At 34.9% G+C, this 25,243-nt stretch carries 39 protein-coding genes; 38 read left to right on the top strand and 1 reads right to left on the bottom strand.

What is annotated here, in order from left to right; translation table 11 throughout:
• Positions 1 to 17: 17 nt before the first annotated feature.
• The 36 genes from rpsG to ctlX all read left to right on the top strand — a co-directional run bounded on the left by rpsG (position 18) and on the right by ctlX (position 23,211).
• On the top strand, positions 18 to 494 hold the full coding sequence (gene rpsG, locus K8B81_RS06560) for a 30S ribosomal protein S7 (protein ID WP_026727879.1): 477 nt from the start codon (positions 18 to 20) through the stop codon (positions 492 to 494).
• Positions 495 to 504: 10 nt separating this feature from the next.
• The gene (gene fusA, locus K8B81_RS06555) at positions 505 to 2,661 is read left to right on the top strand and encodes an elongation factor G (protein WP_223680112.1); all 2,157 of its coding nucleotides are present in this window, start codon (positions 505 to 507) and stop codon (positions 2,659 to 2,661) included.
• A 10-nt stretch (positions 2,662 to 2,671) separates the two neighbouring features.
• The gene (gene rpsJ, locus K8B81_RS06550) at positions 2,672 to 2,977 is read left to right on the top strand and encodes a 30S ribosomal protein S10 (protein WP_007803605.1); all 306 of its coding nucleotides are present in this window, start codon (positions 2,672 to 2,674) and stop codon (positions 2,975 to 2,977) included.
• Between the two features lie 404 nt (positions 2,978 to 3,381).
• A complete protein-coding gene (gene rplC / locus K8B81_RS06545) occupies positions 3,382 to 3,999 on the top strand; it encodes a 50S ribosomal protein L3 (RefSeq protein ID WP_057124294.1) in 618 nt (205 codons plus the stop codon).
• Positions 3,999 to 4,628, top strand: coding sequence for a 50S ribosomal protein L4 (rplD, locus tag K8B81_RS06540; RefSeq protein WP_163393987.1), 630 nt, complete (start codon positions 3,999 to 4,001; stop codon positions 4,626 to 4,628). The genes rplC and rplD overlap by 1 nt, the downstream gene beginning before the upstream one ends.
• A 7-nt stretch (positions 4,629 to 4,635) precedes the next feature.
• On the top strand, positions 4,636 to 4,926 hold the full coding sequence (rplW, locus tag K8B81_RS06535; RefSeq protein WP_012022489.1) for a 50S ribosomal protein L23: 291 nt from the start codon (positions 4,636 to 4,638) through the stop codon (positions 4,924 to 4,926).
• A 9-nt stretch (positions 4,927 to 4,935) separates the two neighbouring features.
• Positions 4,936 to 5,760 carry a 50S ribosomal protein L2 gene (rplB, locus tag K8B81_RS06530; protein WP_008464287.1) on the top strand — a complete coding sequence of 275 codons (825 nt, stop codon included), beginning with the start codon at positions 4,936 to 4,938 and terminating at the stop codon, positions 5,758 to 5,760.
• A 6-nt stretch (positions 5,761 to 5,766) separates the two neighbouring features.
• Entirely contained in the window at positions 5,767 to 6,045 is a 279-nt protein-coding gene (rpsS, locus tag K8B81_RS06525; RefSeq protein ID WP_012022488.1) for a 30S ribosomal protein S19, read from the top strand.
• A 6-nt stretch (positions 6,046 to 6,051) separates the two neighbouring features.
• On the top strand, positions 6,052 to 6,465 hold the full coding sequence (gene rplV / locus K8B81_RS06520) for a 50S ribosomal protein L22 (RefSeq protein ID WP_007803631.1): 414 nt from the start codon (positions 6,052 to 6,054) through the stop codon (positions 6,463 to 6,465).
• A gap of 5 nt (positions 6,466 to 6,470) precedes the next feature.
• The gene (gene rpsC, locus K8B81_RS06515) at positions 6,471 to 7,232 is read left to right on the top strand and encodes a 30S ribosomal protein S3 (protein ID WP_007803635.1); all 762 of its coding nucleotides are present in this window, start codon (positions 6,471 to 6,473) and stop codon (positions 7,230 to 7,232) included.
• 19 nt (positions 7,233 to 7,251) lie between these two features.
• Positions 7,252 to 7,677 (top strand): 50S ribosomal protein L16, encoded by a 426-nt coding sequence (gene rplP / locus K8B81_RS06510; RefSeq protein ID WP_017495016.1) that lies wholly within the window; start codon positions 7,252 to 7,254, stop codon positions 7,675 to 7,677.
• 12 nt (positions 7,678 to 7,689) lie between these two features.
• Positions 7,690 to 7,881 (top strand): 50S ribosomal protein L29, encoded by a 192-nt coding sequence (gene rpmC, locus K8B81_RS06505; RefSeq protein ID WP_008464297.1) that lies wholly within the window; start codon positions 7,690 to 7,692, stop codon positions 7,879 to 7,881.
• Positions 7,882 to 7,898: 17 nt separating this feature from the next.
• Positions 7,899 to 8,159: a 30S ribosomal protein S17 gene (rpsQ, locus tag K8B81_RS06500; protein ID WP_007803646.1), complete on the top strand. Its 261-nt coding sequence runs from the start codon at positions 7,899 to 7,901 to the stop codon at positions 8,157 to 8,159.
• Positions 8,160 to 8,161: 2 nt separating this feature from the next.
• On the top strand, positions 8,162 to 8,530 hold the full coding sequence (gene rplN, locus K8B81_RS06495; RefSeq protein ID WP_007803649.1) for a 50S ribosomal protein L14: 369 nt from the start codon (positions 8,162 to 8,164) through the stop codon (positions 8,528 to 8,530).
• A gap of 11 nt (positions 8,531 to 8,541) precedes the next feature.
• Positions 8,542 to 8,856, top strand: coding sequence for a 50S ribosomal protein L24 (gene rplX, locus K8B81_RS06490; protein WP_007803650.1), 315 nt, complete (start codon positions 8,542 to 8,544; stop codon positions 8,854 to 8,856).
• A 2-nt stretch (positions 8,857 to 8,858) separates the two neighbouring features.
• Entirely contained in the window at positions 8,859 to 9,410 is a 552-nt protein-coding gene (gene rplE / locus K8B81_RS06485; protein ID WP_007803652.1) for a 50S ribosomal protein L5, read from the top strand.
• A 3-nt stretch (positions 9,411 to 9,413) separates the two neighbouring features.
• Positions 9,414 to 9,683 (top strand): 30S ribosomal protein S14, encoded by a 270-nt coding sequence (gene rpsN, locus K8B81_RS06480; RefSeq protein WP_223680110.1) that lies wholly within the window; start codon positions 9,414 to 9,416, stop codon positions 9,681 to 9,683.
• Positions 9,684 to 9,787: 104 nt separating this feature from the next.
• A complete protein-coding gene (rpsH, locus tag K8B81_RS06475; RefSeq protein WP_017495014.1) occupies positions 9,788 to 10,186 on the top strand; it encodes a 30S ribosomal protein S8 in 399 nt (132 codons plus the stop codon).
• 18 nt (positions 10,187 to 10,204) lie between these two features.
• A complete protein-coding gene (gene rplF / locus K8B81_RS06470; RefSeq protein ID WP_031456036.1) occupies positions 10,205 to 10,747 on the top strand; it encodes a 50S ribosomal protein L6 in 543 nt (180 codons plus the stop codon).
• Between the two features lie 11 nt (positions 10,748 to 10,758).
• Positions 10,759 to 11,109: a 50S ribosomal protein L18 gene (gene rplR, locus K8B81_RS06465; RefSeq protein WP_072960630.1), complete on the top strand. Its 351-nt coding sequence runs from the start codon at positions 10,759 to 10,761 to the stop codon at positions 11,107 to 11,109.
• A gap of 3 nt (positions 11,110 to 11,112) precedes the next feature.
• Complete coding sequence (gene rpsE / locus K8B81_RS06460) at positions 11,113 to 11,637, top strand: 30S ribosomal protein S5 (RefSeq protein ID WP_157486071.1); 525 nt, start codon at positions 11,113 to 11,115, stop codon at positions 11,635 to 11,637.
• 12 nt (positions 11,638 to 11,649) lie between these two features.
• Positions 11,650 to 11,832: a 50S ribosomal protein L30 gene (gene rpmD / locus K8B81_RS06455; RefSeq protein ID WP_223680108.1), complete on the top strand. Its 183-nt coding sequence runs from the start codon at positions 11,650 to 11,652 to the stop codon at positions 11,830 to 11,832.
• Positions 11,833 to 11,843: 11 nt separating this feature from the next.
• The gene (gene rplO / locus K8B81_RS06450; protein ID WP_026982954.1) at positions 11,844 to 12,296 is read left to right on the top strand and encodes a 50S ribosomal protein L15; all 453 of its coding nucleotides are present in this window, start codon (positions 11,844 to 11,846) and stop codon (positions 12,294 to 12,296) included.
• A gap of 12 nt (positions 12,297 to 12,308) precedes the next feature.
• The gene (secY, locus tag K8B81_RS06445; RefSeq protein WP_223680106.1) at positions 12,309 to 13,655 is read left to right on the top strand and encodes a preprotein translocase subunit SecY; all 1,347 of its coding nucleotides are present in this window, start codon (positions 12,309 to 12,311) and stop codon (positions 13,653 to 13,655) included.
• A 7-nt stretch (positions 13,656 to 13,662) separates the two neighbouring features.
• Complete coding sequence (gene infA, locus K8B81_RS06440; protein WP_007136545.1) at positions 13,663 to 13,878, top strand: translation initiation factor IF-1; 216 nt, start codon at positions 13,663 to 13,665, stop codon at positions 13,876 to 13,878.
• Positions 13,879 to 13,890: 12 nt separating this feature from the next.
• Positions 13,891 to 14,007: a type B 50S ribosomal protein L36 gene (gene ykgO, locus K8B81_RS06435; protein WP_002987490.1), complete on the top strand. Its 117-nt coding sequence runs from the start codon at positions 13,891 to 13,893 to the stop codon at positions 14,005 to 14,007.
• 2 nt (positions 14,008 to 14,009) lie between these two features.
• Positions 14,010 to 14,384 (top strand): 30S ribosomal protein S13, encoded by a 375-nt coding sequence (gene rpsM / locus K8B81_RS06430; protein WP_012022478.1) that lies wholly within the window; start codon positions 14,010 to 14,012, stop codon positions 14,382 to 14,384.
• A gap of 9 nt (positions 14,385 to 14,393) precedes the next feature.
• Positions 14,394 to 14,777, top strand: a complete 384-nt coding sequence (rpsK, locus tag K8B81_RS06425; RefSeq protein ID WP_007803677.1) for a 30S ribosomal protein S11 — start codon at positions 14,394 to 14,396, stop codon at positions 14,775 to 14,777.
• 90 nt (positions 14,778 to 14,867) lie between these two features.
• Positions 14,868 to 15,473: a 30S ribosomal protein S4 gene (gene rpsD / locus K8B81_RS06420; protein WP_110305597.1), complete on the top strand. Its 606-nt coding sequence runs from the start codon at positions 14,868 to 14,870 to the stop codon at positions 15,471 to 15,473.
• Positions 15,474 to 15,494: 21 nt separating this feature from the next.
• Complete coding sequence (locus K8B81_RS06415) at positions 15,495 to 16,487, top strand: DNA-directed RNA polymerase subunit alpha (protein WP_008464329.1); 993 nt, start codon at positions 15,495 to 15,497, stop codon at positions 16,485 to 16,487.
• Positions 16,488 to 16,549: 62 nt separating this feature from the next.
• On the top strand, positions 16,550 to 17,041 hold the full coding sequence (rplQ, locus tag K8B81_RS06410; RefSeq protein WP_223680104.1) for a 50S ribosomal protein L17: 492 nt from the start codon (positions 16,550 to 16,552) through the stop codon (positions 17,039 to 17,041).
• Between the two features lie 235 nt (positions 17,042 to 17,276).
• Positions 17,277 to 18,386, top strand: coding sequence for a glutamine-hydrolyzing carbamoyl-phosphate synthase small subunit (gene carA, locus K8B81_RS06405; protein ID WP_223680102.1), 1,110 nt, complete (start codon positions 17,277 to 17,279; stop codon positions 18,384 to 18,386).
• A gap of 111 nt (positions 18,387 to 18,497) precedes the next feature.
• Entirely contained in the window at positions 18,498 to 19,790 is a 1,293-nt protein-coding gene (eno, locus tag K8B81_RS06400; protein WP_223680100.1) for a phosphopyruvate hydratase, read from the top strand.
• 155 nt (positions 19,791 to 19,945) lie between these two features.
• The gene (locus tag K8B81_RS06395; protein WP_223680098.1) at positions 19,946 to 21,223 is read left to right on the top strand and encodes a citrate synthase; all 1,278 of its coding nucleotides are present in this window, start codon (positions 19,946 to 19,948) and stop codon (positions 21,221 to 21,223) included.
• Between the two features lie 63 nt (positions 21,224 to 21,286).
• Complete coding sequence (locus K8B81_RS06390) at positions 21,287 to 22,201, top strand: dimethylarginine dimethylaminohydrolase family protein (RefSeq protein ID WP_223680096.1); 915 nt, start codon at positions 21,287 to 21,289, stop codon at positions 22,199 to 22,201.
• A gap of 74 nt (positions 22,202 to 22,275) precedes the next feature.
• Positions 22,276 to 23,211: a citrulline utilization hydrolase CtlX gene (gene ctlX, locus K8B81_RS06385; RefSeq protein WP_223680094.1), complete on the top strand. Its 936-nt coding sequence runs from the start codon at positions 22,276 to 22,278 to the stop codon at positions 23,209 to 23,211.
• Positions 23,212 to 23,300: 89 nt separating this feature from the next.
• Here the strand turns inward: ctlX and K8B81_RS06380 are convergent, their stop codons facing one another.
• Positions 23,301 to 23,930 carry a MarC family NAAT transporter gene (locus K8B81_RS06380; RefSeq protein ID WP_223680092.1) on the bottom strand — a complete coding sequence of 210 codons (630 nt, stop codon included), beginning with the start codon at positions 23,928 to 23,930 and terminating at the stop codon, positions 23,301 to 23,303.
• Positions 23,931 to 24,084: 154 nt separating this feature from the next.
• On the opposite strand from K8B81_RS06380, the gene K8B81_RS06375 reads away from it, so the two are divergent.
• Together K8B81_RS06375 and recR are read left to right on the top strand one after the other, a co-directional pair.
• Positions 24,085 to 24,450 carry a CoA-binding protein gene (locus K8B81_RS06375; protein WP_223680091.1) on the top strand — a complete coding sequence of 122 codons (366 nt, stop codon included), beginning with the start codon at positions 24,085 to 24,087 and terminating at the stop codon, positions 24,448 to 24,450.
• A gap of 171 nt (positions 24,451 to 24,621) precedes the next feature.
• On the top strand, positions 24,622 to 25,242 hold the full coding sequence (gene recR / locus K8B81_RS06370) for a recombination mediator RecR (RefSeq protein WP_223680089.1): 621 nt from the start codon (positions 24,622 to 24,624) through the stop codon (positions 25,240 to 25,242).
• Position 25,243 lies beyond the last annotated feature (1 nt).

The raw sequence follows: 25,243 nt of genomic DNA, 5'->3' as shown, positions 1-25,243 counted from the left end.
ACTTTTAAGAAAAAGACATGAGAAAAAGAGCGGCAAAGAAAAGACCACTTTTACCGGATCCAAGGTTTAACGACCAATTAGTAACACGTTTTGTGAACAACTTAATGTGGGATGGTAAGAAATCTACAGCTTTTAAAGTATTTTATGATGCTATTGATATCATTGAAACTAAAAAGCAAAATGATGAGAAGACTTCATTAGAAATCTGGAAAGATGCTTTAACAAACGTTATGCCTCACGTAGAAGTACGTAGCCGTAGAGTTGGTGGAGCTACATTTCAAATTCCAATGCAGATTCGTCCAGATAGAAAAATTTCTATGGCAATGAAGTGGTTAATACTTTATTCAAGAAGAAGAAATGAAAAATCTATGGCACAACGTTTAGCGTCAGAATGTTTAGCTGCGGCTAAAGAAGAAGGTGCTGCGGTTAAGAAAAGAATGGATACTCACAAAATGGCAGAAGCTAACAAAGCATTCTCTCACTTTAGATTTTAATTCGTAAGAAATGGCTAGAGATTTAAAATATACAAGAAATATCGGGATCGCTGCTCACATTGATGCTGGTAAAACAACTACAACTGAGCGTATTCTTTTTTATACTGGAAAGTCACACAAAATTGGTGAGGTACACGATGGTGCTGCAACAATGGACTGGATGGCACAAGAGCAAGAAAGAGGTATTACAATTACTTCTGCTGCAACAACTTGTACTTGGAATTTTCCAACAGAGCAAGGGAAAGTTCTTCCAGAATCATTGCCTTACCACTTTAATATTATTGATACTCCTGGACACGTTGACTTTACTGTAGAGGTAAATCGTTCTTTACGTGTACTTGATGGCTTGGTTTTCTTGTTTAGTGCTGTTGATGGTGTTGAGCCTCAATCAGAAACTAACTGGAGACTTGCAGATCAATATAGGGTTCCTCGTATGGGATTCGTAAATAAAATGGACCGTCAAGGAGCTAATTTTTTAGCTGTATGCGGACAGGTTAAAGATATGTTGAAATCGAATGCGGTTGCAATTACTTTGCCTATTGGTGATGAAGCGGATTTTAAAGGTATTGTTGACTTAGTGAAAAATCAAGCTATTGTATGGCATGATGAGACACAAGGAGCTACTTTTGATGTCGTTGATATCCCAGCTGATATGGTTGATGATGTTAAGCACTACCGTTCTATCCTTATCGAAGAGATTGCTACTTATGATGAGAATCTTTTAGATAAATATATGGAAGATGAAAACTCTATTACTGAGGAAGAAATCAACAATGCGTTGAGAGCTGCAACTATTGATATGGCAATCATTCCAATGCTTGCTGGTTCTTCTTTCAAAAACAAAGGAGTTCAATTTATGTTGGATGCTGTTTGTAAGTATTTGCCATCTCCATTGGATAAAGAAGGTATTGAAGGTATTCATCCTGATGATGCTGAATTATTAGAAGAAGATCAAACTAAAATTTTACGTCGCCCAGATGTAAAAGAGCCGTTTGCTGCTTTGGCATTTAAAATTGCTACTGATCCATTCGTAGGTCGTTTAGCTTTCTTCCGTGCTTACTCTGGACGTTTAGATGCTGGTTCTTATGTTTTAAATACTCGTTCTGGTAACAAAGAGAGAATTTCTCGTATCTACCAAATGCACGCTAACAAACAAAATCCAATCGAATTTATTGAGGCTGGAGATATTGGAGCTGCTGTAGGATTTAAAGATATTAAAACTGGAGATACTTTGTGTGATGAAAAGAATCCAATTATCTTGGAGTCTATGAAATTCCCAGAGCCGGTAATTGGTATTGCAATTGAACCTAAAACTAAAGCTGACGTTGATAAAATGGGTATGGCTTTGGCTAAATTGGCTGAAGAGGATCCAACATTTACAGTTAGAACAGATGAGGCTTCAGGTCAGACTATTATTTCGGGTATGGGTGAGCTTCACTTAGATATCTTAGTTGATCGTATGAAACGTGAGTTTAAAGTAGAGGTTAATCAAGGTGAGCCACAAGTAGAATACAAAGAGGCGTTTACTAAATCTGCTCAACATAGAGAAACTTACAAAAAACAATCTGGAGGTCGTGGTAAATTCGGTGATATCGTATTTAGAATCGAGCCTGCAGATGAAGTTGATGGTAAAGTTCCTGTTGGATTGCAGTTTGTTAATGAGGTAAAAGGTGGTAACGTTCCTAAAGAATATATCCCTGCTGTTGAAAAAGGTTTCCGTGAGGCTATGAAAACAGGTCCGTTAGCTGGATATGCTGTTGATAGTTTAAAAGTAACTTTGTTAGACGGATCTTTCCATCCTGTGGATTCTGATGCTCTTTCTTTTGAATTAGCTGCTAGAATGGGTTATAAAGAATCAGGACGTGCTGCTGGAGCTGTTATTCTTGAGCCAATCATGAAAATCGAAGTTATTACTCCTGAAGAAAACATGGGTGATATCGTAGGTGACTTGAACCGTCGTAGAGGTCAGGTTAATGACATGGGTGATAGAAATGGTGCTAAAACTATCAAAGCAGATGTGCCTTTATCAGAAATGTTTGGTTATGTAACTACATTAAGAACATTATCTTCTGGTAGAGCAACTTCAACAATGGAGTTTTCTCACTATGCAGAAACACCTTCTAATATTTCAGAAGAGGTAATCAAAAAAGCAAAAGGTAACGCTTAATTTTAAGAAAATGAGTCAAAAAATCAGAATAAAACTAAAATCTTACGATCACATGTTGGTAGATAAATCTGCTGAAAAGATCGTAAAAACAGTAAAAACTACTGGAGCAGTTGTAACAGGTCCAATTCCGTTGCCAACTCACAAAAAACTTTTCACTGTATTGCGTTCTCCGCACGTTAACAAAAAAGCGAGAGAGCAATTTGAAGTAATGTCATACAAGAGATTGATTGATATTTATTCATCTTCATCTAAAACTATTGATGCTTTAATGAAACTTGAATTGCCAAGTGGTGTTGAAGTAGAGATAAAAGTATAATTTTTTTATATTTTTTTATATGAAAAGCGAGTCAGAAATGACTCGCTTTTTTTGTTTTTTATTTAATGATTCTTTATTTGATTTTGACTGATTTGTTTAAATATTTTTTCCTGCAAATTTCTTTAACTCCCTTTGTTTTAAAGTGCTGCGGATATTTTTTGTTGCTATTTTGTTAATTAATTGTTGTGCGTTAGTTGCTTGTGGTGTGGAAAAAATGATTTAAGATTTAGAATGTATAAGTGGGTTTTTGAGCTTAGTTTTGAGCTTGGATTTTGATTATGAGCGATTTAATTTCTATAACTGTTTGGTATATTCAATTTTAATATCTACTTTTGCACTCCCTGTTTGGAAATTTCTGTTATTTTCAAATTGAAGGGAATTTTAGTAATTAATAATTAATATTTATGTCTGGGTTAATTGGTAAAAAAATCGGCATGACTAGTATTTTCGATGAAAACGGGAAAAACATTCCTTGTACAGTAATCGAGGCTGGGCCGTGTGTTGTTACCCAAGTCAGAACCAAAGGTGTTGACGGGTATGAAGCGTTGCAACTTGGTTTCGATGACAAAAACGAGAAACATTCTACTAAAGCTGCTTTAGGGCACTTTAAAAAAGCTGGAACTGTTGCTAAGAAAAAAGTCGTTGAATTCCAGGATTTTGCAACTGAACAAAAATTAGGGGATCTTATTGATGTTTCTATTTTTGAAGAAGGAGAATTTGTAGACGTGCAAGGTGTGTCTAAAGGTAAAGGTTTCCAGGGTGTTGTTAAACGTCACGGTTTTGGTGGTGTTGGACAGGCTACTCATGGTCAGCACAACCGTTTAAGAGCGCCAGGTTCTGTAGGAGCTTCTTCTTATCCATCTAGAGTATTCAAAGGAATGCGTATGGCTGGAAGAATGGGTGGAGATAATGTAAAAGTACAAAACCTTAGAGTTTTAAAAGTAGTTGCTGAAAAGAACCTGCTTGTTGTTAAAGGATGTATTCCTGGGCACAAAAACTCTTACGTAATCATTCAGAAGTAATGGAAGTAAAAGTATTAGATTTCAACGGAAAAGATACTGGAAGAAAAGTTCAACTTTCTGATTCAGTATTCGCAATTGAACCAAACAATCACGCAGTATATCTTGATGTTAAGCAATATCTTGCTAATCAAAGACAAGGTACTCATAAAGCTAAAGAAAGAGCTGAAGTAACTGGTAGTACGCGTAAGATTAAAAAACAAAAGGGAACAGGTACTGCTCGTGCAGGAAGTGTTAAGAATCCTTTGTTTAAAGGTGGGGGAACAGTTTTTGGGCCAAGACCAAGAAGTTATTCATTTAAATTGAATAAAGGATTGAAAAGATTGGCAAGAAAATCTGCTTTCTCAATCAAAGCAAAAGAGTCAAATGTTATTGTTCTTGAAGACTTTAATTTTGATGTACCAAACACTAAAAATTTCATTAACGTTTTGAAAGCTTTAGGGTTAGAAAATAAAAAATCTCTATTTGTATTGGGTGAGTCAAATAAAAATGTATATTTGTCGTCACGTAATTTGAAGGCTTCAAACGTCGTAACTAGCTCGGAATTAAGCACTTACGCAATATTAAACGCTAATAATTTAGTGCTTTTGGAAGGTTCTTTAGAGTTAATTGAAGAAAATTTAAGTAAATAATAGGAATATGAGCATCATTATCAGACCTATAGTAACGGAAAAAGTAACCAAAGAAAGTGAAGTTCTAAACCGCTTCGGATTCGTTGTTGACAAGAAAGCAAATAAAGTGCAAATTAAGAAAGCTGTTGAAGCTGCTTATGGTGTAACTATTGTTTCGGTTAACACAATGAATGTGAGACCGGACAGATCTACTAAATACACTAAAAGTGGTTTAATCAGTGGAAAGACAAATGCAATTAAAAAAGCGATTGTTCAAGTACAAGAAGGAGAAACAATTGATTTTTACAACAATATCTAAGATAGAAAAATGTCAGTAAGAAAATTAAAACCTATTACCCCAGGTCAGCGATTTAGAGTTGTGAATGGTTATGACGCCATTACAACTGATAAGCCGGAACGCTCTTTGATAGCGCCGATAAAAAACTCTGGAGGTAGAAATAGTCAAGGAAAGATGACCATGCGTTATACGGGTGGTGGTCACAAGCAGAGATATCGTATTATTGATTTCAAGAGAACTAAAGACGGAATTCCGGCTACTGTGAAATCAATCGAATACGATCCAAATCGTACTGCATTTATCGCTTTATTAGCTTATGCTGATGGAGAGAAAACTTATATTATCGCTCAGAATGGATTGAAAGTTGGTCAGAAATTAGTTTCTGGTCCAGAATCTCAGCCAGAGATTGGTAATACATTACCTTTAAGCAGAATTCCTCTTGGAACTGTTATATCTTGTATTGAGTTACGTCCTGGACAAGGAGCTGTTATTGCTCGTTCAGCTGGAACTTTTGCTCAGTTAATGGCAAGAGACGGGAAATACGCAACAATTAAAATGCCATCTGGAGAGACAAGATTAATCTTGTTAACTTGTTCGGCTACAATTGGAGCTGTTTCTAATTCTGATCATCAATTAGTTGTGTCTGGAAAAGCAGGTAGAACAAGATGGTTAGGAAGAAGACCTAGAACTAGACCAGTAGCAATGAACCCTGTTGATCACCCTATGGGAGGTGGTGAAGGACGTTCATCTGGAGGGCATCCACGTTCAAGAAACGGATTGCCAGCTAAAGGTTACAGAACTCGTTCTAAGAAAAACCCGAGTAACAAGTATATCGTAGAACGTAGAAAGAAATAATAAGATATGGCACGTTCATTAAAAAAAGGACCTTTCGTTCATTATAAATTAGACAAAAAAGTTCAGGAAAACGTAGAAAGTGGTAAAAATAGTGTAGTTAAGACTTGGTCTAGGGCTTCTATGATTACTCCGGATTTCGTTGGACAAACTATTGCAGTTCATAACGGTCGTCAATTTGTACCAGTTTACGTAACAGAAAACATGGTAGGTCACAAATTAGGAGAGTTTTCACCAACTAGATCTTTTAGAGGTCATGCTGGAGCAAAAAATAAAGGTAAAAAATAAGAAGCAATGGGAGTTCGTAAAAGAGAAACAGCAGATGCGAGAAAAGAGGCTAATAAGTCTATTGCTTTCGCAAAATTGAATAACTGCCCTACTTCACCTAGAAAAATGCGCTTAGTAGCGGACTTGGTAAGAGGTCAGAAGGTAGAAAGAGCACTTAACATTTTAAGATTCAGTTCTAAAGAAGCTTCAAGAAAATTAGAAAAACTATTATTATCTGCAATCAACAACTGGGAGCAAAAAAATAGTGAAGGTAATTTAGAAGAAGCTGGATTATTTGTTAAAGAGATCAGAGTAGATGGTGGAATGATGTTGAAAAGACTTCGTCCAGCTCCGCAAGGTCGTGCACACAGAATAAGAAAACGTTCTAACCACGTAACAATCGTGCTTGGAGCTATCAATAACACACAAAGCAATTCTTAAGCAGCATGGGACAAAAGACAAATCCAATTGGAAATAGACTTGGTATCATCAGAGGATGGGACTCAAACTGGTATGGTGGAAATGATTACGGTGATAAACTTGCCGAAGATCACAAAATCAGAAAGTATATCCATGCTCGTTTATCAAAAGCTAGTGTATCTAAAGTAATCATCGAGAGAACTTTAAAGCTTGTAACCGTTACTATCACTACTGCCAGACCTGGTATCATTATCGGAAAAGGTGGGCAAGAGGTAGACAAGTTAAAAGAGGAACTTAAGAAAGTTACTGATAAAGAGGTTCAAATTAACATCTTTGAAATTAAAAGACCTGAGTTAGATGCTTATCTTGTGGCGACAAGCATCGCTCGTCAAATCGAAAGCCGTATTTCTTACAGACGTGCAATCAAAATGGCTATTGCTGCTTCTATGCGTATGAACGCTGAAGGTATCAAAGTTTTGATTTCTGGTCGTTTGAATGGTGCTGAGATGGCGCGTTCAGAAGGTTTCAAAGAAGGTAGAATTCCTCTATCAACTTTCAGAGCTGATATTGATTATGCTTTGGCTGAAGCTCACACTACTTATGGTAGAATGGGTATCAAAGTGTGGATCATGAAAGGTGAAGTTTATGGAAAGAGAGATCTTTCTCCACTTGCAGGAATGGATAAAAAACAATCTGGAACTGGTGGTGGTAAAGGTGGTGATTCTCCAAGAGGAGACAGAAAACCCTTTAATAAAGGTGGTAAACCAGATGCTCGTAAAAGAAAGTAAATTTTTAAACTAAAGAAAAATGTTACAGCCTAAAAGAACAAAATACCGTAAGGTACAAAAAGGTAAGATGAAAGGTAACTCTCAAAGAGGGCATGAACTTTCTAATGGAATGTTTGGTATTAAATCTGTACATGAAGATGGAATGTTCTTAACTTCTCGTCAAATAGAAGCTGCGCGTATTGCTGCAACTCGTTATATGAAGAGAGAAGGACAATTATGGATTAAAATTTTCCCAGACAAACCTATCACTAAGAAGCCTCTTGAAGTACGTATGGGTAAAGGTAAAGGAGCAGTTGAGTATTGGGCTGCTGTTGTTAAACCAGGAAGAATTATGTTTGAAGTTGGAGGAGTTCCATTATCAGTTGCAAAAGAGGCTTTACGTCTTGCAGCTCAGAAACTTCCAGTAAAAACTAAATTCGTCGTTGCTAGAGATTTCGAAGCATAATTTATATTTATTATGAAACAATCAGAAATAAAAGATCTTTCTGCAGCGGAGTTGCAAGAAAAGCTTAGTCAAACTAAGAAAGTATATGCTGACCTAAAAATGGCTCACGCTATTTCTCCAATTGCAAACCCACTTCAAATCAGAAGTGTAAGAAGAACGGTTGCTAGATTAGCTACTGAGTTAACTAAAAGAGAGTTACAATAATTGTATTCTGCTGAAAGATGGAAGAAAAAAGAAATTTAAGAAAAGAAAGAATAGGTGTTGTTACTTCAAATAAAATGGACAAGTCTATTGTTATTGCTGAAGTAAGAAAAGTAAAACACCCGTTATACGGTAAGTTCGTGTTGAAAACTAAGAAATATGTTGCACACGACGAAACAAACGACTGTAACATTGGAGATACTGTAAGAATTAGCGAAACGCGTCCTTTAAGTAAAACAAAATGTTGGAGATTAGTTGAAATCTTAGAAAGAGCTAAATAATTATGGTACAACAGGAATCAAGACTAAAAGTAGCAGATAACACGGGAGCAAAAGAAGTTTTAACTATCCGTGTTTTAGGAGGTACCAAAAGAAGGTATGCCTCTGTTGGTGACAAGATTGTAGTATCTATTAAAGATGCAACTCCTAACGGTAACGTTAAAAAAGGAGCTGTTTCAACTGCAGTTGTTGTACGTACCAAAAAAGAAGTGAGAAGAGCTGATGGTTCTTATATCCGTTTCGATGATAATGCATGTGTTCTTTTGAACGCTGCAGGGGAAATGAGAGGAACTCGTGTTTTTGGTCCGGTAGCAAGAGAACTTCGTGAAAAACAATTCATGAAAATTGTATCATTAGCACCAGAAGTGCTTTAATTCGTTTTAAGATGATAAAGCTAAAAATTAAATCAGGAGATATCGTAAGAGTTATTGCTGGAGACCATAAAGGTGCTGAAGGTAAAGTTTTACGTGTTTACCGTGAGAAAAATAAAGCGATAGTTGAAGGTGTAAACATGGTTTCAAAACATACAAAACCAAGTGCTAAAAACCCTCAAGGTGGTATCGTTAAGAAAGAAGCTTCTATTCAAATTTCTAACATTTCTCTAATTGATCCTAAAACTAAGGAAACAACTAGAGTAGGTATTAGAGTAGAAGGAGATAAGAAAGTAAGATTTTCAAAAAAATCTAATCAAGTACTATAGTAATGGCATATACACCTAGACTAAAAGAAGAATATAAGAGTAGGGTAATCTCTGCTCTTAAAGAAGAGTTCGGATATACAAACGTAATGCAAGTTCCTAAACTTGAAAAAATCGTTTTGAGCCGTGGAGTTGGTGCAGCTGTATCTGATAAAAAACTTATTGACTATGCAGTTGATGAGTTAACAAAGATCACTGGACAAAAAGCAGTATCTACAATTTCAAAGAAAGACGTTGCGTCATTCAAATTGAGAAAAGGGATGCCTATTGGAGCAAAAGTTACTTTGCGTGGAGAAAGAATGTATGAGTTTTTAGACAGACTTGTTACTTCTGCTTTACCACGTGTTAGAGATTTTAGTGGTATTAAAGCTACTGGTTTCGACGGAAGAGGTAATTACAATCTTGGAGTTTTAGAGCAAATCATTTTCCCTGAAATTGATATTGATAAAGTAAACAAAATTTCAGGAATGGATATCACTTTTGTTACTACTGCAAAAACTGACAAAGAAGCAAAGTCATTATTGGCTGAATTAGGTTTACCTTTTAAAAAGAATTAAGACATGGCTAAAGAATCAATGAAAGCCCGTGAGGTGAAAAGAGAGAAAACGGTAGCTAAGTACGCTGAGAAAAGAAAAGCTTTGAAAGAAGCTGGAGATTTTGAAGCTTTACAAAAATTACCTAAAAATGCTTCACCAGTTCGTTTGCACAATCGTTGTAAATTAACAGGTAGACCAAGAGGTTATATTCGTCAATTTGGTATTTCTCGTGTAACTTTCCGTGAGATGGCTAATAATGGATTAATTCCTGGAGTTAAAAAAGCGTCTTGGTAATCTCGCAATAAGTTATTACTTTTGCAAACCAAAAAATAATTTTAATTGATTAAAGGTTCGGGAGACGGGTGTCTCCCGAAAACCATAATCGCAATCAAATACATATGTATACAGATCCTATTGCAGATTATTTGACTAGAGTTCGTAACGCTGTGGCTGCAAACCACAAAGTTGTTGAAATTCCGGCTTCTAATCTAAAAAAAGAAATAACTAAGATCTTATTTGATCAAGGTTATATCTTAAGTTACAAATTTGAAGACAACTCTGTTCAGGGTTCAATCAAAATTGCTTTGAAGTATGATAAGGATACTAAAGAGCCTGTAATTAAAGATATCCAAAGAATTAGTAAACCTGGTTTACGTAAATACGCAGGTGCTGCCAAATTACCAAGAATCCTTAACGGATTAGGAATTGCAATTGTTTCAACTTCAAAAGGTCTTATGACTGGAAAACAAGCGAAACAATTAAATGTAGGTGGTGAAGTAATTTGTTACGTATACTAATTTTAAAGACTAAATAAGATGTCAAGAATAGGTAAAAGCCCAATTGTAATCCCTGCTGGCGTAACTGTAGAAGTTAAAGACGGTATTATTACAGTAAAAGGAAAGAAAGGTCAACTGACTCAGGAGTTTTCGGACGTAACTGTAACAGTTGAAGGCGATCAAGCATTAGTTGAAAGATCGTCTGATCATAAAGACCAAAGAGCAAAACACGGATTGTACAGATCATTAATCAGTAACATGATTGTTGGAGTATCTGAAGGTTTTACAAAAGAACTTGAATTAGTTGGAGTTGGTTACAGAGCTTCAAATCAAGGTCAAAAGTTAGATTTAGCTCTTGGATATTCTCACAATATTGTTTTGGAAGTTGCTCCTGAAGTAGTTGTAGAAACAATATCTGAAAAAGGAAAAAACCCTATCGTAAAATTAACATCATTTGATAAACAACTTTTAGGACAGGTTGCTGCGAAAATCAGAGGTTTCCGTAAGCCTGAACCATACAAAGGAAAAGGTGTTAAATTTGTGGGTGAAGTATTAAGAAGAAAAGCAGGTAAATCAGCTTAAAAAATAAGATTATGTCATTAACAAAATCTGATAGAAGACAGAGAATTAGATTCAGAATTAGAAAATCGATTAGTGGTACAGCTACTAATCCTAGATTATCTGTATTTAGAAGTAATAAGGAAATTTACGCTCAACTTATTGATGATGTAAATGGAGTTACTTTATTAGCTGCATCTTCAAGAGAAAAAGAAATAGGAAAAGGTACTAACGTTGAAGTAGCGGCTGCAGTTGGAAAACTAGTTGCTGAAAAAGCGTTAAAAGCCGGCATTGATACCATCACTTTTGACAGAGGTGGTTATTTATATCACGGTCGTATTAAATCATTAGCAGAAGGCGCAAGAGCCGCTGGACTTAAATTCTAATATATTATGTCTAAATACAAAAATGTAGAATTGGTAAAACCTAGTGGTCTTGAACTTAAAGATCGTCTAGTTAGTGTTAATCGTGTTACTAAGGTTACAAAAGGAGGTAGAGCTTTCGGTTTTTCTGCTATTGTAGTTGTAGGTGATGAAAACGGAGTAGTTGGTCATGGATTAGGAAAATCTAAAGATGTTTCTGAGGCAATTGCGAAAGCAGTAGAAGATGCTAAGAAAAATTTAGTGAAAATTCCTTTAAATGGTCAATCTGTTCCTCACGAACAAAAAGGAAAATTTGGTGGTGCACGTGTGTTTTTAATTCCTGCTTCTCATGGTACAGGAGTTATTGCTGGTGGAGCTGTTCGTTCGGTTCTTGAATCAGTAGGTATTCACGATGTATTATCTAAATCTCAGGGATCATCAAACCCACATAACGTAGTTAAAGCAACTTTTGATGCTTTATTGCAAATGAGAAGTGCTCATACTGTTGCAAGACAGAGAGGTGTTTCTTTAGAAAAAGTTTTTAAAGGTTAATTCAAGGAAATTATGGCTAAATTATTAGTAAAACAAGTAAGAAGCAAAATCAACTGTCCTCTTTCTCAAAAGAGAGGTTTGGAATCTTTGGGTCTACGTAAAATGGGACAAGTTGTAGAGCATGATTCAAATCCTGCTATCCTTGGGATGATAAACAAAGTTAAACACTTAGTTTCTGTTGAAGAAGCTAAATAACAAATACTGTTATGAATTTAAGTAACTTACAACCAGCTGAAGGGTCAACACACAATCAAAATAAAAGATTAGGTAGAGGAGAGGGTTCTGGTAAAGGTGGCACTGCAGCAAGAGGTCACAAAGGAGCAAAATCTCGTTCTGGTTATTCTAAAAAGATTGGTTTTGAAGGAGGGCAAATGCCACTTCAAAGACGTGTGCCTAAGTTTGGTTTCACAAACATCAATCGTAAAGAATACGAAGGTGTTAATTTAGATACACTTCAATTGTTAGTAGATAATGGTGTGATTACGGATTCTGTTTCTATGACAGACTTTGTTGCAAACCGTTTGGCTACCAAAAACGAAATCGTTAAGATTTTAGGTAGAGGAGAATTGAAAGCAAAATTAAAAGTAACTGCTCACAAATTTACTGCTACTGCAAAAGCTGCTATCGAAGCTGCTGGTGGAGAGGCTGTAACAATATAATTTTTCTATTGTATGAAGAAATTTATTGAATCAATAAGTAATGTTTGGAAAATCGAAGAACTTAAAAACAGAATCTTAATTACATTAGGATTGCTTTTGGTATATCGTTTTGGAGCACATGTTACGCTTCCGGGAATTGATGCAACTCAACTAACTGGTTTAGCGGGACAAACTAAAAATGGTTTAGGATCTATCTTAGACATGTTCACCGGAGGTGCTTTCTCTAAAGCTTCAGTTTTTGCTTTAGGGATTATGCCTTACATTTCTGCTTCTATTGTTGTTCAGTTAATGGGAATTGCGATTCCATATTTGCAAAAACTTCAAAATGATGGGGAAAGCGGTAGAAAAAAGATTAATCAAATTACCCGTTGGTTAACTATTGCTATTACTTTGGTTCAAGGTCCGACTTATATCTATAATTTATACAGAACACTGCCTGGCAATGCATTTTTGTTAGGGTTTAACTCACCTGAGTTTTTGTTTTCTTCTGTTATTATCTTGGTTACAGGTACTATTTTTGCTATGTGGCTTGGGGAAAAAATTACAGATAAAGGGATTGGAAATGGAATTTCATTATTGATTATGGTTGGTATCTTAGCTCGTTTACCGCAAGCTTTTATACAAGAATTTACAACCAGAGTTACTAACAACAATGGAGGTCCAATGTTGTTAGTTATTGAAATTATAGTTTGGTTGTTGGTTATCATTTCTTGTGTGTTATTAACGATGGCAGTACGTAGAATTCCGGTTCAATATGCTCGTCGTACAACAACTGGGGATTATGAGCAGGACTTGGCTGGTGGTAACAGGCAATGGATTCCGCTTAAACTTAATGCTTCTGGGGTTATGCCAATCATTTTTGCTCAGGCAATTATGTTTATTCCTGCTGCTGTAGCCGGATTGTCAAAATCAGATACATCACAATCTATTGTTGGAACATTTAGTAATATGTTTGGGTTTTGGTATAATTTTGTTTTTGCAACTTTAATTATTGTATTCACATTCTTCTATACTGCAATCACAGTACCTACTAACAAAATGGCCGATGATTTAAAAAGAAGTGGTGGTTTTATTCCGGGTGTAAGACCAGGTGCTGAAACTTCAGACTTTCTTGATAAAGTGATGTCTTTAATAACTTTCCCAGGATCTTTATTTCTGGCTCTAATTGCTGTGTTCCCGGCTATTGTTGTAAGTGTTATGGATGTACAACAATCTTGGGCAATGTTTTTTGGAGGTACCTCTTTAATAATTATGGTTGGTGTTGCAATAGATACTATTCAGCAAATCAATTCATACTTGTTAAACAAGCATTATGATGGTTTAATGAAGACTGGTAAAAATAGAAAAGCAGTAGCTTAATATATTTATGGCAAAACAATCAGCAATAGAACAAGACGGATCAATCATTGAAGCATTATCAAATGCGATGTTCCGTGTAGAGTTAGAAAATGGACATATTGTAATTGCTCATATTTCTGGTAAAATGCGTATGCATTACATCAAATTATTACCTGGTGATAAAGTGAAACTGGAAATGAGTCCTTATGATTTGTCAAAAGCAAGAATTACTTATCGATATTAAAGGATAATTACTATGAAAGTTAGAGCATCAGTAAAAAAGAGAAGTGCCGAGTGCATTATCGTGCGTAGAAAAGGGAGACTGTACGTAATAAACAAAAAGAATCCTAGATTTAAACAAAGACAAGGATAATTATGGCAAGAATAGCAGGGGTAGATATCCCAAAAAACAAAAGAGGTGTTATTGCACTTACCTATATTTTCGGATTAGGAAAAAGTAGAGCTATTGAGATTTTAGAAAAAGCTCAGGTTAGCCAGGATAAAAAAGTTCAAGATTGGAATGACGACGAGATCGGAGCAATTCGTGATGCAGTTTCGTTTTACAAGATTGAAGGAGAATTGCGTTCTGAAGTTTCTTTAAACATCAAACGTTTAATGGATATTGGTTGTTATAGAGGTATCCGTCACAGATCTGGTCTTCCATTAAGAGGACAAAGAACTAAAAATAACTCTAGAACAAGAAAAGGTAAAAGAAAAACTGTTGCTAACAAGAAAAAAGCAACTAAATAATAAGTAAATATGGCTAAAGCAACTGCAAAAAAACGTAAAGTTATCGTTGAATCAACGGGTGAGGCTCATATTTCTGCCACTTTCAACAATATTATTATTTCTTTGACAAACAAGAAAGGCGAAGTTATTTCTTGGTCTTCAGCTGGTAAAATGGGTTTCAGAGGTTCTAAAAAGAATACTCCGTATGCAGCTCAAATGGCAGCGGAAGATTGTAGTAAAGTAGCTCTAGAGGCTGGACTGAAAAAAGTTAAGGTTTATGTAAAAGGACCAGGAAACGGACGTGAGTCTGCTATTCGTTCTATTCATAACGGTGGAATTGAAGTTACTGAGATTATCGATGTTACTCCAATGCCTCACAACGGATGTCGTCCTCCAAAAAGACGTAGAGTTTAATAATATTATTTAAGTATAACAAGGTAGAATAACGATTATCGAAGGATACGACCTGAATTCATAATCTCTACCTTAAATTAATTTTTAGAAATGGCAAGATATACTGGTCCTAAAACTAGAATTGCTCGTAAATTTGGCGAGGCAATCTTCGGAGATGATAAATCTTTCGAAAAAAGAAACTATCCACCCGGACAACACGGGATGGCTAAAAAAAGAGGTAAAAAATCTGAGTACGCTGTTCAGTTGATGGAAAAGCAAAAAGCTAAATATTCTTATGGAATTTTAGAAAAACAATTCAGAGGTTTATTTAAAAAAGCATCAGCTACTAAAGGTGTTACTGGTGAAGTTCTTTTACAATTGTGTGAAGCAAGATTAGATAATGTTGTTTTTAGAATGGGTATTGCTCCATCTCGTAGAGGAGCAAGACAATTAGTTTCTCACAGACACATTACTGTTAATGGTGAAGTTGTAAATATTCCTTCTTACCACCTTAAGCCTGGTGATAAAGTTGCAGTTCGTGAAAAATCTAAATCGTTAGAAGCTATCGAACGTTCTTTATCAAATTCAAGTCATGTTTATGAATGGATTACCTGGAACAACGAACTTAAAGAGGGGACTTTCGTTTCTGTACCTGCGAGACTTCAAATTCCAGAAAACATTAAAGAACAATTAATCGTAGAGTTGTACAACAAATAATAATTGACTTAGTCGAAATTTATGGCAATATTTAATTTTCAAAAGCCCGATAAAGTTATCATGATCGATTCAACCGATTTTGAAGGTAAATTCGAATTTAGACCTTTAGAGCCTGGTTATGGATTGACAGTTGGTAATGCACTTAGAAGAGTTTTGCTTTCAGCGTTAGAAGGTTATGCAATTACATCTGTTCGTATCGAAGGTGTAGATCATGAGTTTTCTACTATTTCAGGTGTTGTTGAGGACGTTACAGAAATTATCCTTAATCTTAAGCAAGTACGTTTCAAACGTCAGATTGAAGATATCGATAATGAATCAGTTACTATTTCTGTTTCTGGTAAAGACCAATTGACAGCAGGTGATTTTCAGAAATTTATCTCAGGTTTCCAAGTTCTGAACCCAGACCTTGTTATCTGTAATTTAGATTCTAAAATCAAATTGAACTTCGATTTAACAATCGAAAAAGGTAGAGGATACGTTCCTGCTGAAGAGAACAAAAAACAGAATGCTGCAATTGGAACAATTTTTACAGATTCTATTTTTACTCCGGTAAAAAATGTAAAATATGCAATCGAAAATTTCCGTGTAGAGCAAAAAACAGATTACGAAAAATTAGTTTTTGAAATCAAAACTGATGGATCTATCAATCCAAAAGATGCTCTTACTGAAGCTGCTAAAGTTTTAATTCACCATTTTATGTTGTTTTCAGATGAAAGAATTACACTTGAGGCTGACGAAATTGCACAAACAGAATCGTATGATGAAGAGTCATTGCATATGAGACAATTGCTTAAAACTAAGCTTGTTGATATGGATTTATCTGTGAGAGCATTAAATTGCTTGAAGGCGGCTGAAGTTGATACACTTGGTGATTTAGTATCGTTCAATAAAAATGACCTAATGAAATTCCGTAATTTTGGTAAAAAATCTTTAACTGAGCTTGACGAACTTGTTGCAGTTAAAAATTTAACTTTCGGAATGGACTTAGCTAAATACAAATTAGATAAAGAATAATTTACTTCATATTTTGCTCTCCATAGTGGATTGTAGCAAGATGAAGATAAAAAAAACACGTCATGAGACACGGAAAAAAATTCAATCACTTAAGCAGACAGACTGGACATAGAAAAGCCATGTTGGCTAATATGGCTTGTTCTCTTATCGAGCACAAACGTATTAACACTACTGTTGCAAAAGCTAAAGCGCTTAAACAATTCGTTGAGCCTTTAATCACAAAATCAAAAGAAGATACGACTCACAACCGTCGTATTGTTTTTGCTTACCTACGTAGTAAATATGCTGTAACTGACTTGTTCAGAGATGTGGCTGCTAAAGTTGGTGACCGTCCAGGTGGATACACTCGTATCATTAAAGTTGGAAATCGTTTAGGAGATAACGCTGATATGGCGATGATCGAACTTGTAGATTTCAATGAACTTTACAACGGTGGTAAAAAAGAAGTTAAAAAAGCAAAAAGCCGTCGTGGTGGTAAAGCTAAAAAAGCTGAAGAGGTAACTCCGGAAGCTCCAACTGCTGAATCAGAAACGACTACTGAAGCTTCTGAATAATTATGAAAATAATGATTCTATAGAAATCAAGGATAAGCTAATTTTTAGTTTATCCTTTTTTTTTGATTTTTTTTAAGAACAAAATTTAACTTTTTTAAATGACTGGGTTTTATTTTTATGAATGAAATTTTTAAAAAATCTTGTCAGCGGTCTTTTAAAAAAGTAAATTTGCAAAATATCTAATTACACTGAGTTTTTAAATTCAGTATAAGATTATAACAATAGAAATTAAACAATGAAATACACAACTCGACAAAGCGCCATTTTATTACTAAGTGACGGAACTATTTTTCATGGTAAATCTATCGGTATTAGCGGTAAAACTTTTGGTGAAGTTTGTTTTAATACTGGAATGACAGGATATCAGGAGATTTTTACAGATCCTTCATATTTTGGGCAAATCATGGTGACTACTAATCCGCATATCGGTAATTACGGTGTAAATGATTTAGAAGTTGAATCTGAAAGCGTTAAAATAGCAGGATTAGTTTGTAAAAACTTTAGTTTTAACTATTCCAGAACAGGTGCTTCAGGAAGCCTGGAGGATTATTTTACAAAACAAAACCTGATTTGTATTTCTGATGTTGATACTCGTGCTCTGGTGAGTTACATTCGTGACAATGGTGCTATGAATGCAGTTATTTGTACAGATGGAACTTCTATTGAAGAGTTAAAGAAGGAATTAGCTAATGTTCCTGATATGGAAGGTTTGGAGCTGGCTTCTAAAGTGTCAACTAAAGAACCGTACTTTATTGGTGATGAAAATGCTACATATAAAATTTCAGCATTAGACTTGGGTATAAAAAAGAACATATTAAGAAATCTTGCTAAGAGAGATTGTTATATCAAAGTTTTTCCATACGATTCAACTTATGAAGATTTGACAGCATTTAATCCTGACGGTTACTTCTTGTCAAATGGTCCTGGAGATCCGGACCCTCTTTTTGGAGCGATTGAAGTTGCTAAGAAAATTATTGCTGATGATAAACCTTTGTTTGGGATTTGTTTGGGCCATCAGGTAATTGCTCTTGCAAATGGTGTTAAAACGTACAAAATGTTTGGAGGACACAGAGGAATTAATCATCCAGTTAAAAACCTTCTTACAGGTAAAGGTGAGATTACTTCTCAAAATCATGGTTTTGCTGTAAAGAGAGAAGCTCTAGAAGGTCATCCAGAATTGGAACTGACTCACATACATTTAAATGATGATACTGTAGCTGGAATGAGAATGAAAAATAAGAATTGTTTTTCAGTACAATACCATCCCGAAGCAAGTCCTGGACCACATGATTCTTCTTATTTGTTTGATCAATTTGTGGAGAATATAAAAACTAGCAAAGCCTAAAACGATGTAGTTAATAAATAAAGGTGTTTAATGACTAAAATGAGTTTTTAGTATTGAATATTTTTATACTTTCGAAAAAAAAATATAATTTATTAATAAAAAACAAAAATAATGAGTATTATAATTAAAGTTCACGCAAGACAAATTCTTGATTCTAGAGGTAATCCTACTATTGAAGTTGATGTAGTAACTGAAAATGGAGTTTTAGGTAGAGCGGCTGTTCCATCTGGAGCATCAACCGGAGAGCACGAAGCTGTTGAATTACGTGATGGAGGTAAAGCTTACCTAGGAAAAGGTGTTTTGAATGCAGTGAATAATGTAAATACTGTTATTGCTGAAGAATTAGTTGGGACTTCTGTTTTTGAACAAAACACAATTGACCAATTAATGATTGATTTGGATGGAACTCCAAACAAATCTAAATTAGGAGCTAATGCAATTTTAGGAGTTTCTTTGGCTGCTGCAAAAGCTGCTGCTAACGAACTTGGATTGCCATTATACAGATATGTTGGTGGTGTTTCTGCTAACACATTGCCAGTTCCGATGATGAATATCATCAACGGTGGTTCTCACTCTGATGCGCCTATTGCATTTCAAGAATTTATGATTTTTCCTGTAAAAGCAACTTCTTTTACACATGCTATGCAAATGGGAACTGAAATCTTCCACAGCTTGAAAAAAGTTTTACACGATAGAGGTTTAAGTACAGCTGTTGGTGATGAAGGAGGTTTTGCTCCAAACTTAGCTGGTGGTACAGAAGATGCTTTAGATACTATTAAATTAGCTGTTGAGAAAGCAGGATATTCTTTCGGTGACGAAATTATGATTGCTCTTGACTGTGCTGCTTCTGAGTTTTATGTAAACGGAAAATACGATTACACTAAATTTGAAGGAGAAACTGGAAAAATCAGAACTTCTGAAGAGCAGGCTGAATATTTAGCTGAGCTTGCGGCTAAATATCCAATCATTTCTATTGAAGACGGTATGTACGAAGATGACTGGGATGGATGGAAAGCTTTAACGGAGAAAATCGGAGATAAAGTACAATTAGTTGGTGATGATTTATTTGTTACGAATGTTGAGCGTTTATCTACTGGAATTCAAAAGGGAATTGCTAACTCAATCTTGGTAAAAGTTAACCAAATTGGTACTTTAACTGAAACTATTGCTGCTGTAAACATGGCAAAAAATGCTGGTTATACTTCAGTAATGTCACACCGTTCAGGAGAAACTGAAGATAATACTATTGCAGATTTAGCTGTAGCTTTAAACTGTGGTCAAATTAAAACTGGTTCTGCTTCTCGTTCAGATCGTATGGCAAAATACAATCAGTTATTAAGAATTGAAGAGGAATTAGGAAGTACCGCTTATTTTCCTGGGTTAAATGCTTTTAAGATCAAATAATTGTAAGACTTATATTGTAGAATTAAACCATTCGTGAAAACGAATGGTTTTTTTTTGGGGTTTTAACAAATTCATAGCATTATTCCTTTTTTAATTAGTCTTAAATTCCTTAGATTTGATAAATTATTATTTAAAAGAATTATTTCCGATATATTATGTCAAAAATAGCTACATTAGAAGTAGATGGTAAGAAAATTGAACTTCCGGTAATAACAGGAAGCGAAAATGAATCCGCTATCGATATTAACAAATTACGTGATTTAACTGGTATTATTACTATTGATCCTGGTTATAAAAATTCTGGTTCATGCAAAAGTGAAATTACTTTTCTGGATGGAGAATTAGGAATTTTACGTTACAGAGGATATTCAATCGAAGATCTTGCTGAAAAAGCAAGCTTCTTAGAGGTTTCTTATCTTTTGATTTTCGGAGAGCTGCCAACAGCTAAAGAATTAGAGCAATTCGAAAATGACATTAAAAAACATTCTTTGGTGAACGAAGAAATGAAAAACATCATTGATGGTTTTCCAAAAACAGCTCACCCAATGGGAGTTTTATCTGCATTAACGAGCGCGCTAACAGCATTCAATCCTAAAGCTGTTAATGTTGATAATGAAAAAGAAATGTATGAAGCTATTTGTAAAACTATGGCTAAATTTCTTGTAATTGCTACTTGGACTTATAGAAAATCAATGGGGTATCCATTAAATTACTACGACAATACAAAAGGATATGTAGAAAGTTTTATGCAATTAATGTTTAAATTGCCTACAGGTCCTTATGAAGCAAATCCGGTAATTGTTAATGCTTTAGATAAATTATTTATCCTTCATGCAGATCATGAGCAAAACTGCTCAACTTCAACAGTAAGAATGGTTGGTTCTTCGCATGCAGGATTATTCGCTTCAGTTTCTGCAGGAGTTTCTGCTCTTTGGGGTCCTCTTCACGGAGGTGCGAATCAGGCAGTTCTTGAAATGTTGGAAGATATTAATAAAGACGGTGGTGATACAGATAAGTTTTTGGCGAAAGCAAAAGATAAAAACGATCCATTCCGTTTAATGGGATTTGGGCACAGGGTTTACAAAAATTTCGATCCAAGAGCTAAAATCATCAAAAAAGCGGCTAAAGAAGTTTTAGAAACTTTAGGTGTTGAAGATCCTATTTTAGATATTGCAAGAAAATTAGGAACAGCTGCTCTTGAAGATGAATACTTCAAATCAAGAAATTTATATCCAAATGTTGATTTCTACTCTGGAATTATTTACAGGGCATTAGGGATTCCAACTGATATGTTTACAGTTATGTTTGCAATTGGAAGGTTACCAGGATGGATAGCGCAATGGAAAGAGATGCGTGAAAACAAAGAGCCAATTGGAAGACCAAGACAAATTTATACAGGTCATCCATTGAGAGAATTTAAATCTAATAAATAATCATATTGAAAGCTTCACTTAACTGTGGAGCTTTTTTTATATTTGCAACAAAATATAATAATTATGTTGCAATTAAATATTAAGAACGAAACTTCAAGATTGCGTGCTGTGGTTTTGGGTTCTGCCGTTCATAATGGACCAACTCCTTCAGTCGAGGAAGTTTATGATCCCAAATCATTGGAACATATTAAAGCAGGTACTTATCCTCTAGAAAAGGATATGGTTGTTGAAATGGAGGCTTTTAATGCCGTTTTTCAAAAATATGGAGTAAAAGTTTATCGTCCGCAAATTATTGAGAGTTATAATCAAATTTTTGCCCGCGATATAGGTTTTGTAATTGATGATATCTTTATTAAATCAAATATTTTGCCTGATAGAGAGCGTGAACTTGACGCAATTCAGTATGTAATTGACCAGATTAATCCGTTAAAAGTGGTACGTCCGCCAGAAGATGTTCATATAGAAGGAGGCGATGTCATGCTTTGGAATGATTATATCTTTATAGGCACTTATAAAGGAAGTGATTATAAAGATTATATAACCGCCAGGACTAATATGCAAGGCGTTAATTTTATCAAACAATTATTTCCAAACAAAATTGTGAAAGAATTCGATTTGGTGAAATCTAAAATTGAAGCCCGGGATAATGCTTTACACTTAGACTGTTGTTTTCAGCCTGTTGGAAAAGATAAAGGGATAATTTATAGGAGAGGTTTTCGTGAAGAAGCTGACTATATGTATTTGGTAAAGCTTTTTGGTAAAGAAAACTTATTTCATATCGAAAGAGAAGAAATGTATAACATGTTTTCAAATGTATTTTCGATTGATAAAGATGTTGTGGTTTCTGAGAAAAATTTTACCAGATTAAACAATTGGCTTCGTGCAAAAGGTTTTACTGTAGAAGAAATTCCGTATGCTGAAATAGCAAAGCAGGAAGGATTGTTGAGATGTTCAACTTTACCATTAATTAGAGATTAAAGAAATTGTTTCATGTTTCAGGTTTCAAGTTTTTAACGTGAAGCCTGAAACTCGAGACTTGAAACAAATAAAATATGAAACAAACGACAAATGCAATCGTAATGATTCGGCCTGTTGCTTTCAGAATGAATGAGCAAACGGCTGTAAATAATTATTATCAAAAAGTATTAGACGGACTTCTGCCAAGTACAGTAAATGCAAAAGCACAACAGGAGTTCGATGCTTTTGTTGAAAAGCTCAGATCTGTAGGCGTAGATGTGACTGTTATCGAAGATACATTAGAGACAGATACACCTGATAGTATCTTTCCAAACAATTGGGTTTCTTTTCATGAAAATGGAGAAGTAGCACTGTATCCTATGTTTGCTGAAAATCGTCGTCAGGAACGCCGGGAAGATATTTTGGACGTTTTAGAAGAAAAAGGTTTCGAGATTACAGATATCATGGACTACACATCTGCTGAAGAAGATGGTATTTTTCTGGAAGGAACTGGAAGTTTAATATTGGACAGAGCTAATGGAAAAGCATATTGTGCCTTATCACCACGTGCAGATGAAGAATTGTTTATTGAATTCTGTGAAGATTTCGATTATGCCCCGGTGATTTTTGAAGCTTTTCAAACAGTAAACGGAGAACGAAAACTTATCTATCATACAAATGTAATGATGTGCATAGGTGAAACTTTTGCAGTGATTTGTGCTGATAGTATTGACGACAAAAAAGAGCGCAAAATGGTTTTGGAGAATTTAAAGGCTGATAAAAAAGACATCATTTTGATTACCGAAGCGCAAGTGAATAACTTTGCCGGTAATATGCTGGAAGTACGAGGAACGAATGACAAAAAATATATCGTTATGAGTACATCTGCATACCAGAGTCTGTCGGAAAAACAAATTGCACAATTACAAAGTCATGCCGAAATTTTAAGTTCAGGTTTAGATACTATTGAAGCTTGTGGAGGAGGTAGTGCAAGGTGTATGATGGCTGAAGTTTTTTTGCCAAGAAGTTAATTTTAACTTTTCAATAAAGAAATTCCAAATTCCAAGCTTGTCATAAAGTAGGGGATTTGGAATTTTTTATTTAGATGTATCATGAACATCTACATGAGATTTCCTTTTATGATATTAATTATAGAACTAACGATGTATTGAATTCCTATAGCAATTACAATAAAACCAATTATTCTGGAAATAGCAACAATACCTGAAGCTCCTAAAATACGCGCCAAATAGTGAGCACTCTTCAGGATAATAAAAATTGCAATTGAAATTGCCAAAATTGCTAAACTTGAAATAATTATTTCATCGATTTCGTGGTGTTCCTGATAAAAAGCAATTAACAACGAAATAGATCCTGGTCCTGCCAACATCGGAATTGCTAATGGAGTCAACGCAATATCATTTCTCTTTTGAGCGTCGTTTTCAATCTTTTTATTAATCCCTCTTTTCTTGCTGATTTTTCCGGATAATAATGAAAATCCTGAATTTAAAATCACTAGCCCGCCGGCAATACGAAGGGCGTCAATACTGATTCCGAAAAAAGTCAGTACATATTGTCCAATAAAGAATGATACAATTAAAATGATGAAAACATTAATAGCGGTCCATAACGAAATTCTGGATCGTTCACTGTCGGTATCATCATGAGTAAGCCCTACAAAGATAGGCACAGTACCAATTGGATTTAAAACAGAGAAAAGGGCAGCGAATAAATAAATGAATAAATCCATAATGTGTTTAGTTGGGAGAGTAAAAGTAATTAAATTTTAAGATTTTACTCTAAAATGATGTTAGGATATTGTTTTATTCTTCTTTGCGTCTCTAAATGAATAACAAGCGTGAAATTCGGCCTTTTTGATTACTTTTGTACTATATTCAGAAATAATGAAAAATAAAAAAACTTTGGTTCTCGGTGCTACAACAAAACCGGAACGTTATGCTTTTAGAGCAATAAATATGCTTACTCAAAAAGGACATACTGTTTTGGCAATAGGTCAAAATGCCGGAGAAGTTGCGGGAGTAAAGATCCATACGAAAGCCATTCCTGTTACAAATATAGATACAGTCACTTTGTATTTAAATCCGGTTCGTCAGCGTGATTACTATAATTATATTGTGGAGGCACAGCCTAAACGTGTAATTTTTAATCCTGGTACTGAAAATCCTGAGTTATACCAGTTACTTGAGCTTAACAATATCAAAGTCGAAGTTGCCTGTACATTAGTATTATTAGCAACAAATCAATATTAGTTTTTTTAGAAGCGGTTTCCTGCTGTACACTATATCTTTTGCGCCGAACCCCGGCACAAAAGGATGCCGTTTCCATCAGGGCTAGAAATATTGTCAACCACAACTTTTGGCTTTTACGAGTATTAAAGTTTTAAAAAACACTTAATCGTTTAAAGCATTACCTTTGTTTTCATGGAATTTTCATCAAAATTAATAGAAAAAGCAGTCAGCGAAATGTCACAGTTACCAGGAATAGGTAAGCGTACGGCCTTGCGTTTGGTACTTCATCTATTAAAACAGCCAAAAGAGCAGACAGCTTTTTTGTCTCAGGCACTATTAAATATGCGTGAGGATATTAAATTTTGCGAAAATTGTCATAATATTTCGGATACAAAAGTTTGTGAAATTTGTGCCAATTCAGCAAGAAATCATCAGACTATTTGCGTTGTTGAAGATATAAGGGATGTAATGGCTATTGAAAATACAGGGCAATATAAAGGGATTTATCATGTTTTAGGAGGTAAGATTTCTCCAATTGAAGGAGTTGGACCAAGCCAGTTAAATATAACAACCCTTGTTGAAAAGGTAAAATTGGGTAAAGTTGTCGAAATTATTTTTGCGTTAAGTTCAACGATGGAAGGAGATACCACAAATTTTTATATCTATAAACAAATCGCTGATTCTGATATTATAATTTCTACAATAGCAAGGGGGATTTCAGTAGGAGATGAATTAGAATATGCGGATGAAGTCACACTTGGGAGAAGTATTTTACAACGGATACCTTTCGAAAAAACATTTAAAAACAATTAAA

The sequence above is a fragment of the Flavobacterium hibisci genome (assembly GCF_020026925.1).
GTDB classification, from domain to species: Bacteria; Bacteroidota; Bacteroidia; order Flavobacteriales; family Flavobacteriaceae; genus Flavobacterium; species Flavobacterium hibisci.
This window is presented reverse-complemented; position numbering and strand designations above follow the sequence as displayed.